General features: G+C 32.5%; 18 protein-coding genes and 1 tRNA gene. 9 read left to right on the top strand and 10 right to left on the bottom strand.

Annotated elements, in window-relative coordinates; all coding sequences use genetic code 11:
* Positions 1–53: 53 nt before the first annotated feature.
* Positions 54–1,277, top strand: a complete 1,224-nt coding sequence (locus tag RSTT_RS00550; protein WP_096525300.1) for a M16 family metallopeptidase — start codon at positions 54–56, stop codon at positions 1,275–1,277.
* Between the two features lie 27 nt (positions 1,278–1,304).
* Entirely contained in the window at positions 1,305–1,730 is a 426-nt protein-coding gene (locus RSTT_RS00545; RefSeq protein ID WP_172412800.1) for a nucleotidyltransferase family protein, read from the top strand.
* Here the strand turns inward: RSTT_RS00545 and RSTT_RS06900 are convergent.
* Positions 1,629–1,943, bottom strand: coding sequence for an HDIG domain-containing metalloprotein (locus RSTT_RS06900; RefSeq protein WP_197702012.1), 315 nt, complete (start codon positions 1,941–1,943; stop codon positions 1,629–1,631). The two genes, RSTT_RS00545 and RSTT_RS06900, sit on opposite strands and share 102 nt — an antisense overlap.
* Here RSTT_RS06900 and RSTT_RS06375 point away from each other — a divergent pair.
* The 3 genes from RSTT_RS06375 (at position 1,900) to RSTT_RS06025 (ending at position 3,055) form a co-directional block, all read left to right on the top strand.
* Positions 1,900–2,727 (top strand): HD domain-containing protein, encoded by an 828-nt coding sequence (locus RSTT_RS06375; protein ID WP_349677901.1) that lies wholly within the window; start codon positions 1,900–1,902, stop codon positions 2,725–2,727. The two genes, RSTT_RS06900 and RSTT_RS06375, sit on opposite strands and share 44 nt — an antisense overlap.
* Positions 2,728–2,782: 55 nt before the next feature.
* Positions 2,783–2,853, top strand: a tRNA-Gly gene (locus RSTT_RS00535).
* A gap of 55 nt (positions 2,854–2,908) precedes the next feature.
* The gene (locus RSTT_RS06025) at positions 2,909–3,055 is read left to right on the top strand and encodes a DUF5679 domain-containing protein (protein ID WP_172412799.1); all 147 of its coding nucleotides are present in this window, start codon (positions 2,909–2,911) and stop codon (positions 3,053–3,055) included.
* A 259-nt stretch (positions 3,056–3,314) separates the two neighbouring features.
* Here RSTT_RS06025 and RSTT_RS00530 read toward each other — a convergent pair whose 3' ends face one another.
* Together RSTT_RS00530 and RSTT_RS00525 are read right to left on the bottom strand one after the other, a co-directional pair.
* Positions 3,315–3,503 (bottom strand): hypothetical protein, encoded by a 189-nt coding sequence (locus tag RSTT_RS00530; protein WP_096525297.1) that lies wholly within the window; start codon positions 3,501–3,503, stop codon positions 3,315–3,317.
* A gap of 136 nt (positions 3,504–3,639) precedes the next feature.
* On the bottom strand, positions 3,640–3,876 hold the full coding sequence (locus tag RSTT_RS00525) for a hypothetical protein (RefSeq protein ID WP_096525296.1): 237 nt from the start codon (positions 3,874–3,876) through the stop codon (positions 3,640–3,642).
* 1,020 nt (positions 3,877–4,896) lie between these two features.
* Here RSTT_RS00525 and RSTT_RS00520 point away from each other — a divergent pair.
* The gene (locus RSTT_RS00520; protein WP_096525295.1) at positions 4,897–6,141 is read left to right on the top strand and encodes a peptidase U32 family protein; all 1,245 of its coding nucleotides are present in this window, start codon (positions 4,897–4,899) and stop codon (positions 6,139–6,141) included.
* 20 nt (positions 6,142–6,161) lie between these two features.
* Here the strand turns inward: RSTT_RS00520 and RSTT_RS00515 are convergent, their stop codons facing one another.
* Genes RSTT_RS00515 through RSTT_RS07245 form a run of 3 tightly spaced genes read right to left on the bottom strand, consistent with a single transcriptional unit; the run spans position 6,162 to position 7,461 of the window.
* Positions 6,162–6,386 carry an ATP-binding cassette domain-containing protein gene (locus RSTT_RS00515; protein ID WP_102135980.1) on the bottom strand — a complete coding sequence of 75 codons (225 nt, stop codon included), beginning with the start codon at positions 6,384–6,386 and terminating at the stop codon, positions 6,162–6,164.
* Between the two features lie 41 nt (positions 6,387–6,427).
* Positions 6,428–6,907 carry an ATP-binding cassette domain-containing protein gene (locus RSTT_RS00510; RefSeq protein WP_096525294.1) on the bottom strand — a complete coding sequence of 160 codons (480 nt, stop codon included), beginning with the start codon at positions 6,905–6,907 and terminating at the stop codon, positions 6,428–6,430.
* The gene (locus tag RSTT_RS07245; protein ID WP_503487593.1) at positions 6,895–7,461 is read right to left on the bottom strand and encodes an ATP-binding cassette domain-containing protein; all 567 of its coding nucleotides are present in this window, start codon (positions 7,459–7,461) and stop codon (positions 6,895–6,897) included. The genes RSTT_RS00510 and RSTT_RS07245 overlap by 13 nt, the downstream gene beginning before the upstream one ends.
* A gap of 347 nt (positions 7,462–7,808) precedes the next feature.
* Between RSTT_RS07245 and RSTT_RS06020 the strand changes: the two genes are divergently transcribed.
* From RSTT_RS06020 to RSTT_RS00495, 3 genes are read left to right on the top strand one after another with little or no spacing between them, the layout of a single operon-like run.
* Positions 7,809–7,961 carry a hypothetical protein gene (locus tag RSTT_RS06020; protein WP_172412798.1) on the top strand — a complete coding sequence of 51 codons (153 nt, stop codon included), beginning with the start codon at positions 7,809–7,811 and terminating at the stop codon, positions 7,959–7,961.
* Positions 7,946–8,767, top strand: coding sequence for a three-Cys-motif partner protein TcmP (gene tcmP, locus RSTT_RS00500; protein WP_096525293.1), 822 nt, complete (start codon positions 7,946–7,948; stop codon positions 8,765–8,767). The genes RSTT_RS06020 and tcmP overlap by 16 nt, the downstream gene beginning before the upstream one ends.
* 19 nt (positions 8,768–8,786) lie before the next feature.
* Positions 8,787–9,611, top strand: coding sequence for a radical SAM protein (locus RSTT_RS00495; protein ID WP_096525292.1), 825 nt, complete (start codon positions 8,787–8,789; stop codon positions 9,609–9,611).
* Between the two features lie 394 nt (positions 9,612–10,005).
* On the opposite strand, the gene cas1 is transcribed toward RSTT_RS00495, so the two are convergent.
* From cas1 to cas9 (RSTT_RS00475), 4 genes are read right to left on the bottom strand one after another with little or no spacing between them, the layout of a single operon-like run.
* Positions 10,006–10,791: a type II CRISPR-associated endonuclease Cas1 gene (cas1, locus tag RSTT_RS00490; protein WP_096525291.1), complete on the bottom strand. Its 786-nt coding sequence runs from the start codon at positions 10,789–10,791 to the stop codon at positions 10,006–10,008.
* Positions 10,792–13,155, bottom strand: coding sequence for a type II CRISPR RNA-guided endonuclease Cas9 (gene cas9, locus RSTT_RS00485; protein WP_096525290.1), 2,364 nt, complete (start codon positions 13,153–13,155; stop codon positions 10,792–10,794).
* Positions 13,124–13,447 carry a hypothetical protein gene (locus RSTT_RS00480; RefSeq protein ID WP_096525289.1) on the bottom strand — a complete coding sequence of 108 codons (324 nt, stop codon included), beginning with the start codon at positions 13,445–13,447 and terminating at the stop codon, positions 13,124–13,126. The genes cas9 (RSTT_RS00485) and RSTT_RS00480 overlap by 32 nt, the downstream gene beginning before the upstream one ends.
* Positions 13,419–14,315, bottom strand: a complete 897-nt coding sequence (gene cas9, locus RSTT_RS00475; protein ID WP_096525288.1) for a type II CRISPR RNA-guided endonuclease Cas9 — start codon at positions 14,313–14,315, stop codon at positions 13,419–13,421. Before cas9 (RSTT_RS00475) ends, RSTT_RS00480 begins: the two co-directional genes overlap by 29 nt.
* Positions 14,316–14,538: the final 223 nt, after the last annotated feature.

Genomic DNA, 14,538 nt, shown 5'->3' with positions numbered 1-14,538 from the left:
AAATTATGTTTTGGCGTAAAATGTTGCTCGCATAAAATGTGTCTGGAGGCAAAATGGAAAGTTTTAGGCTTAGCAATAATATCAAGGTCGTATTCAATAAAACCAGTGGAGTCAATGTTGTTTCAATGAGAATATTCACCCCTGTTTCAGTTATAAACGAGACTTCAGATAATGCCGGAATATCGTATCTTACTGCAAAACTTATGACACAGTCCACAAAAAATCGGTCCAATGAAATCCTTGCAAACGAGACAGAAAGCATAGGAGCAGATTTGTCCGGCGATGCGGATTACGATACAGCATTACTCAGTATGACCTTTCTCTCGGAATATTTTGACAAAGCCGCAGACATTCTTGCAGATGCAGTATTAAATCCAGCATTTGATGAAAAAGAATTATCTTTTGAAAAACAGAATGTTATAGCGGCTCTGAGTTGCCGCAGAGACAATATCGGAAACATCGCTTACGATGAGTTTGCAAAATTGTTTTACCATAACACGTCTTATGCAATGCCTGTTTTAGGTGCAAAAGAAACCGTTTCAAAAATCAGCTGTAAAGATCTGGCAGATTGGCACAGATATTCCTATAATACCTCAAATATTTTGATTTCGGTTGCCGGAAACATAGGCAAAAACATTGTAAAAGAGTCTTTAGAAAAGTATTTTGCGTCGGTTCCCGATGGCAAAAAAGTTGAAAAACCTGTCTTCAACATAAAACAGCACGAATCAATTAAAAAAGAAATCAAAGGAAAATTTAATCAGGCTTACATATATACGGGATTTCCCGCTCCCGCTATTTCCAGCAAAGATTTTGTTTCAATTAAAGTTGCAAATGCTATTTTAGGCGGAAAGATGACAAGCAGACTTTTTGTCGAGTTAAGGGAAAATCTTGGACTTGCCTATGAAGTAGGTGCTGTATATACACCGAGAAAAGCAGAAAGCTATCTTGCAGTTTATATAGGGCTTGACAAGAAAAATATTGAGTTAACCTTAAAAAAGACAGATAAAATTTTGAAAGATTTCTGCACTCTAAAAGTTGACGAAGAGGAATTAAAAAATACTAAAACGTATATAAAAGGTCTTTATATTATGAGCAGGCAGACCGTAAGTAAACAGTCTTATTATTACGGCTGGCGGGAAATTGTCGGACAGGGTTGCGAATATGACAATGAATATCTTAAACAAATGGAAAAAATTACAGCACAAAATGTACTTGACGCTATAAACAAAGTATTTCTTAGTTACTCTGTCAGCGTAATTGTCAATCCCGAGGCATAAATAATACGGCGGAGTCGAACCACAATATTGAATAAGCTTATTAAAAAAATCAACAATTTGTCAAAAGATTTTGATATTTATGCTACCGGAGGATTTTCAAGAGATCTGCTTTTAAAACGCAGTCCTATTGATATTGACTTAGCAGTTAGTAGAAACGCTTTGAAATACTCTAAAAAAATTGCAGATGTATTTAACTCAAAGCTTATCACTTTAAATGACACAAGAAAAACTTATAGAATAATTCTTAAAGACGATGTTATCACAAATATAGACATTTCTCTCTTTAACGGCAAAACCATAGAACAGGATCTTCAAAACAGGGATTTTACCATTAATGCAACAGCTTTCAATTTAAAGAACTTTAAAAATTTTAAAAAGCATATCATTTTTACTGGATTTGAGAGAAAACATAATTTCTTTTACTTTTCCGGCTCCCAATTCTTCGTGTCCTAAAAAGTGCATTTTGCCATTTTCAAATTTCGCTGTTTCAGGTTTTGCGCTGTCATGGAAAAGAGCGGCAAATTTTAAAAGACTCTCTCTTGTGATGTTCTCGGAAAAAGTGGCATTATTATCAAAATGTTTTTGCTTGTCGGTAAAAAATTCTGCAGCTTTAATTAAAGATATGGATGACTGCGGACTGCTTTCTGAGATTTTCGCTGAAATCAAGAAAATGAAAAAAACATGCAGAAAATATTATTATCATCCGGGAGGACTGTTTCAGCATTCTTTTGAGACTGTGGAATCGGCAGAAAACATCCTCAATAATTTAAAAAAGTACTTCCCTGAAAATTATACCGACATGCAAAAACATTTTGATAATAATGCCACTTTTTCCGAGAACATCACAAGAGAGAGTCTTTTAAAATTTGCCGCTCTTTTCCATGACAGCGCAAAACCTGAAACAGCGAAATTTGAAAATGGCAAAATGCACTTTTTAGGACACGAAGAATTGGGAGCCGGAAAAGTAAAAGAAATTATGTTTTCTCTCAAATCCAGTAAAAATGATATTGAAACTGCGGTATTTTTAGTAAGCAATCACATGCGTCCATCAACTTTGACAAGAAATAATATTGTCACAAAAAAAGCCGCATTAAAATTTTTTAGAGATATAGGCGACAATACTCCGGATTTACTCGTTATTTCAATGTCAGACTGGCATTCTTATAAGAAACTGAAAGTATTCTCCTCTAAGGAACTAAAACTTCAGGAAAAATCGGTTAGGGAACTTCTGAAATATTATTATGAATTGAAAAATGCAGAACCGTTGTCTAAAATTATTGATGGGAATATAATAATGAAAAAGTTTAACTTAAAACCTGGCCCATGGATCGGGGAACTTCTAAACTTTGCCACAGAGACGCAGTTAGAAGGTAAAATTTTCAATACGGATGAGGCTCTAAAAATAGTTTTTTCAAAATTGACACATATTAAAAAAAAGTATAAACTCTAATGATACTCTTGGTCAGCTCAGCATATTGGAGAAAGTCGTTGCGAGCCGCTTTCTTGCGGGCGTAGTATAGTGGTAAAACCCCGGCTTCCCAAGTCGGAGATGTGGGTTCGATTCCCATCGCCCGCTTTCCAAATACAGAAATACAGTAAAATAAAATATAAAAAATATAGAGGTATAGTTTATGGCAGAAGCGAGATGTATGAAATGCAAAAAACAGGTTGAAGTGAAAGATCCTCAAGACGTAGTGATGAAAAACGGCATTAAAGCCGTTTCGGGCGTGTGCCCTCATTGCTCAACTAAGGTTTTTAAAATTGTCGGCAAAAAATGAGATTTAGGTGTTTGATTATAAATTATAAACAGTATTCGGAAAACCAACAAACTAACGTCTCAGCGACTATCGTCTATTCTACGTTATTATAATATCCGATTGAATAACCTTTTTTACCAGGCTTTTCCTGATATCGATGAGAGTTTTTATATCAATAAGTTTAGATAAACTTCTAAACTCTTACTTTCGTAACCGACATCAAATAAAGTCGTTTTATTATCAGGTATTATTTTCTTAATTTCATTTTGAGTTTGATTTGTTAAATATCCAGATTTTTACTGTTTTTTGCATACGATGGATACCTCTGGTATGTCATTTTAATTAGATCTTCACGACTTCTATCATGAAATTTCCGATATAATTCTTTTATTTTTTCAAAGTCATTATCAATTATTCTGTAAAGCTGTTTATCAAACTGGTTTAACAGGAATTCTTTTGATCCTTCCATCAATAATACCATCTCTTTTCATTCCACTTATGTCAGAATACGCCGCAATAATAATAATTAATAAGGAATAAATTCATGGCACAGACGCTAGTTATCGGACATACTAAAAAGAAATAAAAGTCTAACAAAAGAAGTTTTATCGCCGCCAAAAGCGTTCACTAAATTTAATAATTTTTCCTCTATAGAACGCACCGAGCATTTTAACATATTTTTTTATTTTTATAACAGCGCTTAACTTTTCTTCCTTTACCTCGGGGTACAGGAAAAAGGGAATTACCCCCCCCCCTATATTATAATATATTTTACAATACCCAATTAGAGCAACAACATACACACCCAATTTCCACGCCACGACGCGGCTCCCTTCTTTCATTTGCCCTTCATTGCTTAAATTCCATAAAGCAGCGCCAACAAGAAGGCATATTCCAAGTAGTGGGGATAAACAAATCGCTATTACATAATAACAAGAGAGGGCGGTTGTTTTACTTCCTTTTTAGAATAGATCTTCTATTATTTATCGCGCGCGCCGCTTCATTTATTTGTGTAAGTCCTCTGCCCTTACAACAGAATTAAAATCTAAAAACACAACTAACAAAACTGCAATTACTTTACTCATTTATTCCATCTTATTTTATTCTCCCGTTTTCGGATTTTGGATCTCTGTTTTTGTTTTACCAAACTGCAACCTCTTTAATCAATCACTTGCAACTCCCTCTTTTGCTTAGTTTATAGATAATTATTTTGCAAGAACTTGATAATATCAGCGGAAAACGCTAAAATAACATATATATTTTTTATTCCTAAATTTATCCTTTATAATAATGGAGATTTAAAACCGATGAGCAAACTAGAAAACCAAGAAAAAAAACCTAAAAAAACTCGAAACAAAACCCGATAAAAAATTAGCAAAAACTGCAAAAGCTATTGAAAAAAATGCGGGAAATTTTTAAAGAGGCAGGTTTTTCTCCATATAAAGAATACATGAAAAATAGGCATGTCAAATAAAGCGCAGTACCGTCATTACTACCTGTTGGATAGTTAGACTTTTTGTCGCTTGGCAGATCCTGATATTCATAAAAGTTCCTTATAAGAAACAGACTTATTTTTTACCCGTACGATTTACACCGCTACCACAATCTAAGTTGCGACAAAATATATAAAGTTGAACACATCATGACCCCGCTCTCAGAAAGAAAACCCAAACTCTCTACTTTTGATATTCTTATTCTTGCAATGGCAATGGAATTACAGTTAGTTCACGACAACGATAATATTACAATTTTCCCCTACTTACAATTGCATGTTTATTGAATATTAAAGCTTAAGACTGTCAGCAAAATTTTTATAAAACTATGTTTGAACAAGCACTACAGCTACCGTCAAATTACCTTATATGAAAAAACCAGAACTTTTATTGCCGGCAGGATCTCTATCTAAACTAAAAACAGCGTTCCTTTACGGAGCTGATGCTGTTTATGCCGGCATTCCCGAAATGTCGTTAAGAGTAAAATCAGAATTTCTCTTGGAGGAAATGGAAGAGGGAATTTCCTTTGCGCATAATATCGAGAAAAAAGTGTATCTGACGCTTAATTTGTTTTCGCATAATAAAGATGTTGACAGACTTGAAAAATTTGCAAAAACGCTGAAAACGTTAAATCCCGATGGCATCATTATTTCAGATCCCGGCATATTTCAATATGTAAAAAAAGAAATTCCGCAAATTCCTATACATATATCAACTCAAGCAAATATTTGTTCTTGGCTTACGGCAGATTTTTGGAAAAATTTGGGAGCTGAATTATGCGTTCTCGGCAGAGAAATTAGCTTTTCTGAAGTCAGAGAAATAAGAGAAAAGTGCAGAGAGATAAAACTCGAAATTTTTATACACGGATCTATGTGTGTAAGTTATTCTGGGAGATGTTTAATGTCTGCATTTATGGCTTCGCGCAGCGCAAATCAGGGAGCGTGCGCCCATTCGTGTAGGTGGAAATATAAAAGCAGACTGCTTCTTGAAGAGGAACTAAGACCGGGCGAATATTTAGAAATGGAAGAAGATGATAAAGGCTCATATGTTTTAAATTCAAAAGATTTATGTCTCATGCCGAAACTGGATAAAATTATAAGCATAGGGATTGATTCTTTAAAAATAGAAGGAAGGAATAAAAGCGAATATTATGCGGCGCAGACAGCAAGGGTTTATCGTAAAGCAATTGACGATTATTTTGACAACCCCGGCAGCTGGCATCCTGATGAATATATGAAAGAACTGATAACTCTGCAAAACCGCGGATATACTATAGGTTTTTTTGACGGTATGCCGGGAATAGAAGCGCAGGATTATATTGATACCTCAAGTAAAAGCAATTACAGAAATGCCGGCGTCATAAAAAGCAACGCAAACGGCTTTTTAACAATAGAATTGAGAAATAAGCTGAAAAAAGGAGCTGAAATAGAAATATTATCGCCTTTTAAGTTTAAACCGGTGAAAATTATTTTAAATGAAATTTACAATAAAGATAATAATAATCTTATTGAAGAGCTTGCGCCGGGGAAAGCTAGTCAATCCGTAAAAATACCTGTCGACGGAGACCTTTCTGTTTTCCCTGAAAATACAATAATAAGAATAAAAACTGTATAGTTTTTTTGATAACGATATGTCTATAACTTATAGTAATGCGTAATTCCTATATTTTCCAGAAATGCGCTGTCATGGGAAATTATTATCATTGCTCCGGGATATTCTTTCAATGCCTGCATAACGTGTTCTTTTGTTTCCAAATCAATGTTATTTGTAATCTCGTCTATAAGCAGCAGTCTTGGCGTCTGTAATGCTATTTTAGCAAGTGATAATCTTGCTTTTTCGCCGCCGGATAAAACGGACACCTGTTTGTTTGTTTACTTCTTCATTTTTCCTGAATAAAAAATCATTTAAAAAATCTCTTATTTCGGCATGCGTTTTTTTCAGGCGACAAATCAGCCAGAGTTTCTAACACTGTTTTTATGTCACTTAAAGAACTGTAACACTGGTCTAAATAACCTATATCTTCAGAGCGCGGCAGATCCCAAACGCCCGTTTTTTTTATCTGCGGATAATGTAAAATAGCCCTAAACACTGTTGTTTTACCTGAACTGTTGCTGCCGGTTACCGCTAAATGTTCGCTTCCTGCAACTGACAGATTTATATCTTTTGAAATTATTTTATGTCCGTATCCCGTTTGTCCACCGCTTATTGAAACAATCGTTTTTGAAGCTATATCTTTAGCTGTTAAAGAAAAACTTGGTTTTATTATTTCAGGAAGTCTTAAACTTGAAAGACGTTCGTTTAATATTTTTCTTTTGTTTGAAATAGACCCTTTGTTTTTGCCGGTTGTTTTCTGAGCATAACTCTGGTTTAAATCTCCCAATGCGGGCAGCCATTTTTTACGCTCAACAAATTTTTTGCCTCTTTCTTTGTTTTTTTTGCGCGCTGCTGTTCTTTCATTAAAGCTTTATGATTTTCTTTCTTTTCCTTTGCAAGAAATTCAAGCTCATTTTCAATATTTTGGCGCTCTTGCATTATTGTTTGGCAGTAGTCGTCATATTTCCCGTTGAAAACACTCACTTTCCCGTTATCTATATGCCACAATATGTCAATAGATCTTCTTAACAGCTCTGTGTCATGGGATACTACTACCAGAGTGCCTTTATAAAAGTTCAGCATTTTTATAAGAGATCTGCGATTTTTTAGATCTAAATGATTTGTCGGTTCGTCTAAAAGTAATATATCAGGATGATTTGAAAAAGCAACACTTAAAGCTCTGTTAAATTTCTCGCTGCCGCTTAAATTTTCATATTTATAAATTAACTGCGGAACATAGCCAAAAGAAACGTTTTTATTTTGTATTTCGCCTTCAGAGGCAGGCAGATCGCCTTTGATAATTTTGAGCAGAGATGATTTGCCGGTTCCATTATTTCCTATAATAGCGATGCGGTTTCCCGCTTGTATTTGCGCTGAAAAATATTCAAAGTATATTTTGCCTGGAAAATATAAACTTATATGACTTAAAAAAATAGGGGGGGGGGCATATAAAATTTGTTGCTGTGTCTCCTCTAAACTTTTAAATTATAACAAAAATCCTCATCTTGTTTTTGACATTATATTCTATTTTATATAAAATATGTTAAAGTGTATATATATTTATTTATACTTAGTATTTAAAAATTTAAATAATTTTATAGATGATACAATGGATACAAAAGGGAATATAGAAAACCATAATAAAATTATCTATTTATGAAAAATATTTAAAAGCGTACTTATCAATAATGATGAGGTTGTATTTTACTGATATTTTTATAGTTGAGCCTTTTGCCGGAAAAGGCATATCAAATAATGGCGAAGAAGGCAGCGCCATAATCGCCAAAAATGTTATAACATCCATCAGTAATTCAAGCAACAAAATATACATCTCGTTTTAAACGATATTAAAGAAGAATCTTATGTAGACTTAATAAAAAATTTAGAACCTGATGGCAACAGAGTTTTATGTTTTAATAAAGATGCTAACGAATTTATTAATGACGTATTGTCAAAAGCTGACCATAAAACTAAAACAAATCACTTATTTTTTATTGATCCTTGGGGATACACTCAATTAAGAGGGGACACTTATCAAAACATTTTTAAAGCAAAAAGATTAGATATTTTAATATTTATACCTATTAATCACATATATAGATTTTTAAGAAAAGAAGAAAATTCTAAACAATTAAAACCTATTGCTGGATTTCTTAATGATATGGGTATAGCTGAAGAAGATGCTAGAAAATGTCAGGATGAAATGAGTTTTGTAAACGAAATAAAAAAGGCTTTTACTAAAAAAGCTGATACAGATTATGTTTATTATAAAGAACTTAAAAATACAAAATCCAATAATAAGTATACTTTATTCTTCTTGACAAAACATATTCTTGGCGCAGAAAAATTTTTAGAAGCTTTAGACAAAATTAAAGAAAAAGATTTATTTGAAAAAACTACTTCAGATGAAGATTCGCCTTTCATAGAAAATATTCACAAAAATAAAAGTCTGACAAACTGTGAATTATATGAATATGGAATATTACATGGTTTGTTACCTAAAAGAGTAACCGCCATATTAAATTCTTACGAGAAGGATAATAAAATAACTGTTATGCCTATGCCTGAAGTATCTAACCGCAAAAAAGGGAATTTTTATATAAGTTATAAGAATAAAGAAAAACCCAAAATAAAAATCGTTTTTTAATAAAAGGACAAATTTATTTATGAGTAGTATAATAAGAAAAAGTTTGTTGCATAAGACAAATGTTGAGTATGGTGATTATACTATTAACCACGCAGAGGGTTGTTCTCACGGCTGTTTATATCCCTGTTATGCTATGCTGATGGCTAAGCGTTTTGGTAAAATTAAAATATATGACGATTGGATAAAACCTAAAATAGTCAAGAACGCTTTAGAAATATTAGAATCTGAAATCCCAAAATATAAAGATAAAATCCGCTTTGTGCAGCTTTCTTTCACTACAGATCCGTTTATGTGCGGATATAATGAGATATCTGAAATGAGCTATAAAATTATAAAAAGACTTAACCGGGAGAACATAAAATGTATTGCGATTACAAAAGGTATTCTGCCTGATAAACTAACAACTCTCAGTTCAAACAATGAGTTTGGAATAACCCTCATAACAATTAAAGATAATTTCAGAAAAAAATTAGAGCCTTTTGCCTCTCCTATGAAAAAGCGGATAAAAAGCCTTTACAATCTTCATAAAAATGGAATTAAAACATGGGTGAGCATAGAACCTTATCCCACGCCGAACATAATAAAGCAGGATTTTGATGAGACTTTAAAAGCTTTAGAATTTGTTGACAAAATTATTTTTGGAAAATTAAATTATAATTCCCAAGTATCTGCTTACAAAGGATGTAAAGAATTTTTTAATGAGACAGCTGAAAAAGTTATCTCTTTTGCCGAGAAAAATAATAAAAAGCACTACATTAAAAAGGGAACTATCACTGACTTAAATGTTTCCAAACAGTTTTCTCATAATTTCTCTCTGTATTCAAATCCAATATCAATATTTTAATACTATTTCTTGATAATTCCTTTAAAATCTTATAATATATTTGCGATCCACAATCCGCCGTAAAAAAGTATAATTTGCTACACAGTGGTGTATATGTGCAATAAGTAGTATAGTAATCGTAGTGGAAGACCCTTAATGTTCGTGCTGCTCTTGGTTCTAATGGTGATTATCGAAATATTGCTTATCCGCGTTAAATATGGTTCTCTCCGAAAAAGTGTTGTTTTTGTGTTAATACAGGCAGATCAAAAGCAATTAATACCCACATAGCTTTATATTTTGATATCATAAAATAACTTTGGAAAAATAATTTGTTTCTCTTGTTTTGATATATATGCCAGATACGACTGAATATATTTTTGTAATCCAGCAACAAAAGAATATGCGGCATTTTCAACTAACAATTTTTTTCGGTTATTGAAACAAGAAATCTTTTTAATGCAGGCGTTAATATTTTCTCCTTAATAAAATCCTCATATTGTGATTTCACAATATAGTCAACCATAGGACGCAAAGGTTCTATGAGATCATCAACTAAACAAAAAGGATTTTTATTTTTACTGTGAAACACCCCAATTGCAGGATTAAGTCCGCAGGATACTACAGCTCTTGCAATACCACTCCGCAAAACAGCATATCCGTAATTCAGCGAAGAATTAATTATATCTTCATTTTTATTGCTCCTGTAAAAATTGTCAAATAACTCTCCAAAATATATTTTTGCACCAATACCTTCTCTAAAAGTATTATCTCCGGTTTTCACTTCTCTCGCAAAATCTAAAAGCTGTAAATGTTTACTATTGCTTTTTGGGAAAGATGCCAAACAAGCGGATTGGTTTATAAGTTTTTCTGTTATTATTTGTTTCCAAGCCTGCTTTCGTATAGGCTGGCTGGCAGATAATTGTATTTCCAAACGTTTACCATACTCTGCAATATTAAAATACGGCAACAACATTCCCGCGGGCGTATGTGTTTCGTCGCAGAAAACTATAGGAATTTCATTTTTAAGACATTTCTGAATTGCTGAATTTGTATATGTAATGCCGTTACCGTGCAAAATAATGCAGTTGATATCCGAGAAATTTGCATGAAGTTTTTCTTCATTATTCTTTAGTACGGAAAAATTATTGTTCTTGACAAAAATATGATATCCATCACCGCTAATATCAATAATTCTCCACATTCAGACCTCTTTGTTTTTTAATATTTGCGAGCGGTATTTTATAATGCCTAAAGAAGTTAAAATAACTTTTCTTACATTGTATTTCTGCATACTTGATATAAAAAATGAGTCATCTTTAAAACTTGAACTTGATTTCAATAAATTTCCAAAAAATATTTGTATTTTATCTCTTTTACCGTCAAAATACGCATTTAATTCTGTGAAAGTTTTAACTTTTATAAACGTTCTGTCACTCGGAGCAGAACCTGTTTTATTTTTCAATGAGACTTTATCTTCAGAAGTATCAACCTCCAGAGTATCGCTCTGATAAATCCTTTCAAAAAGAGTATAGTCTTCTTTTTGATAGTTTGGTTTATTTCGATTAAAATTTACTTTTCGTATAATCTCACCGCAAAGTTTTCCTGTCTTATCATAATATAAATCTAAAAATAAATTATCGCCGGTATCATAGCCAAGCCCCGTTTTTATTTCCGTAGGTTCTTTTACAGCAAAAAATTTATCCTTAAGTCTGCTGCCGCATTGAATGTACTGTCCCTTGACTAAGCTGCAGGCCTTTTTATAAATCCGAACATCTGTTATTTCTTGCGATTTTTTCCCTTCTTCTTCGGTTTTTTTGTTATCTTGTTCCAATTCTTGTTTTGCTTTAGACAAATTATTTTGTACTTTTTCATAAAGAGTGCTATTATATTTGAGTTTTTTTATTAATTTTTCATCTTTGATGTCTATGTCTCTACATTCAAACTTACATAAAGCCCGATGAAGAGTATCTTTAGGATTCTCTTTTTCTTTAAAAGATATTTCTTCAACATTTTTTGAGGTTGTAATTATATATTCCCCGGTTCCGGAATAATAAACTTTATAAGCTGTAGCTTTTACTAATGATCCGTTAGTATTATGGTCATGCTTGATACTGATATTCGCCTTTTCTATAGAATCTTTTACGCTTATTTTAAAGTCTTCTAAATCTCTATTTAATGGCGGTAATAATATTTTAGATAACCAGCTTTTTTCTCTATAATTTATTTTATATTCTTTTGCATGTATCCTGTTTAAAAAATTATGATACCCTCTATTTGCGTAGGCTATTACTATAGCATCTAAAGCATGATGTCTGTTATCAATTCTTATTTTTTTGTTTTTCGATATTTTGAACTCTTCTAATTCTTTTTCGGAAAGGATATTTTTTACAAGAGGAACCATTATACTATTCAGTTCCCAAGCAATTCTAAGCTGAGCGATAAGAGAAGATTTAATACAAAATATTTCTGAATGATAAGGATCATTAAAAAGACACGCTAGATATTTCGCGGCTATTTTAGAAATATAACTGTTGTCTGTCCCAAAACGCCTTGACATAGGTTTGTTTTCTAAAAATTTTTCAAGAGAACCTTGATAAAACCGCCATACTTTGTGCGGCAAATTGTTTTGGGCATTGTGTAAAATGCAATTCCACCTGTATTTCCCGGATGTCTTATCCCCAAAAGCATCAAAAGGCGATTTCTTTCCTTTGTCAGCATTACATTCATTATGTGCAATTACAAGATTGTTTTTTGTATCGTCTTCGCTCTCTTCAATCGGGAAAATATGTTCTACGTCAACTTTTGAATTTATTATATCATCAGGAGTTATCTTTTCATAGCAAAACGGACAAATAAAATTTTGCTCTTCAAGAAGTTCAAATTTCAAAATATATTTTGAAGGATTTTCCTGCCGGCTCTTTATCTGCGACAAATGCGGTTCTATATATTCTTTGTATATCCTATTTCTAGCATATTCGTTTTTATTTTGTTGCTTGGATAAATATTCTCTATTTTTCTTGCTTTTTTTAAGTTCTCTTGTTGTCTCCAAACCTATTTCTAGAGGTTTTTTACCAAACACAGTAATAATTTCATTGATAAGTTTTCTGAGTTCATTTAATGTCTGATGAACTACCGGGTTGGCAATTTTGCCAAACTCTCTTTCATTTTTATTAGTATCAGGTTCTTTATAATTTCTGTCAGCAAATTGTTTTGAGAAAGCTTTTCCTATAAGTTTTTGAGGGCTTTCCTTAAGAATCTTACCATAGTACGGCAACGAATCATATATCATCGTCTGTTTGTCAACTTTAAGTTTGCCTTCACTGACTGCTTTCTCTAGAGCTTCAGTATAAGAACAACCGTCCTTAATATATGTCAGCAGAATTTCCATTGCTTTCTTTCCAACAGAAGCGTAGTTTGACGGAAGTTTGATTTCCTGAAAAGTTTCATCAACTTCACTTTCAGTTAAGGAATAATAGTTTGTTAATTTAGGCTTTAATTTTTCAAGCGGAAGACTGTTCCAGTCATAAAGAAATTCATCCTGCTGTTGCAAGATCAACCAGAGCATAACCTTTAATCTTTTGAGTTGTTTTATCTCTACCTTGAAGCTGTACCTCACAACCGTCAGGGAGATGATGTAATAATTTCTTTGCTCCTGATTCAGTTAATTCCATACCTTTTAATAACACTTCGTCAAATAGTATCTTTTTTTCTTCTCTTGAAAATTCTTTTTCTTGATAACTTAAAATTTCACCAGTATTCTCATCGAGAACCGGAGCAAAATATTTTGCGTTATTAAGAGCCTCGTACATTCTTCTGTATTCGTTAAGCTTATGTGAGCGAGGGAGTTCTTTTTTCATCTTTAAAATAAGGACAATATCCAGATTCCGGGATAAGTTTTTCAGTTTGGTAAGATATTGCATCTTTAATTTTTTTAATATACTCATCAGTCAAAATATAAGTATAATATTGTTTTTGACTGGCTAAAATTTTTTCAGTTTCTTTAATTATTACATCTCTGGTAACAGCAAACTCTTTATTTTTATTTGCTGGTGTCTTTCTATTACTGACTTTTTTTCTTATATTTTGCTGAAATTTTTCTATTTTTTCCTTATAAAGATATTCGCCGAATGTACGATATTTTTTTGCATCTATAACTTTCTTAGTTTCTTTTGCAATTTTTGCTGTTAACGTGTTCTCTTTTACCTTATCGTCATCATACTCTAAGAAACTTCTAACTGAGTCCGTACCTCTATGGTTTGCAATGTGATATAACACATACCCCAACTGAAACAAAGATAACTTTTCCTCCAAAGCTTTATATCTTAGGATATAAGGATCTTCTTTTAATATATTGATTGGAAATCTTTTTTGTGAGGTTTCACAATCAGCAGAATTTTCTTTTTTCTCTAAATCTTTGGAAGATTGTAAAGCCAGCTGTTTTTCAGCCAGTAATTGCCAGAGAAAGCGCATGCGCTCTCTGTGATGTCTATGACTGTTTCTCTGTAATCTAAATTCTCTGCGCTCGACAGCTCCTATAGAGGATTTAAAAATTCTGCTTCCTGATAAAATAATATCTTCCGGTAGATAGGACAAATCATCGCATTCTTTTAAGGATACTACAGCATATCCTATTGAACCAACACCTAAGTCCAATCCTATACGATATTCTCTATCTGCAAGTTTTTCTCTTATCTTTTTATACTCAATTTCTTGAACTTTATTCATAATATCTCCAATTATTTTTAAATTATAAAGTTGAGTTAAAAATACAAAAATAATATTAAGATAAAAGCCAATCTACCGCATTAACTCGCTGTGCCTCATTATGTGTTCTAAGGATAACCTTTAGCATTATTAAGTATTTTATAAATGTTATGTGACCGGGGTCATAATATTTAAAGAAATAAAGAAACAAGCTTTCTTACTGACGACAGGGAACTATACTTTG

The organism is Candidatus Endomicrobiellum trichonymphae (assembly GCF_002355835.1).
Taxonomy (GTDB): Bacteria; Elusimicrobiota; Endomicrobiia; order Endomicrobiales; family Endomicrobiaceae; genus Endomicrobiellum; species Endomicrobiellum trichonymphae.
This window is presented reverse-complemented; position numbering and strand designations above follow the sequence as displayed.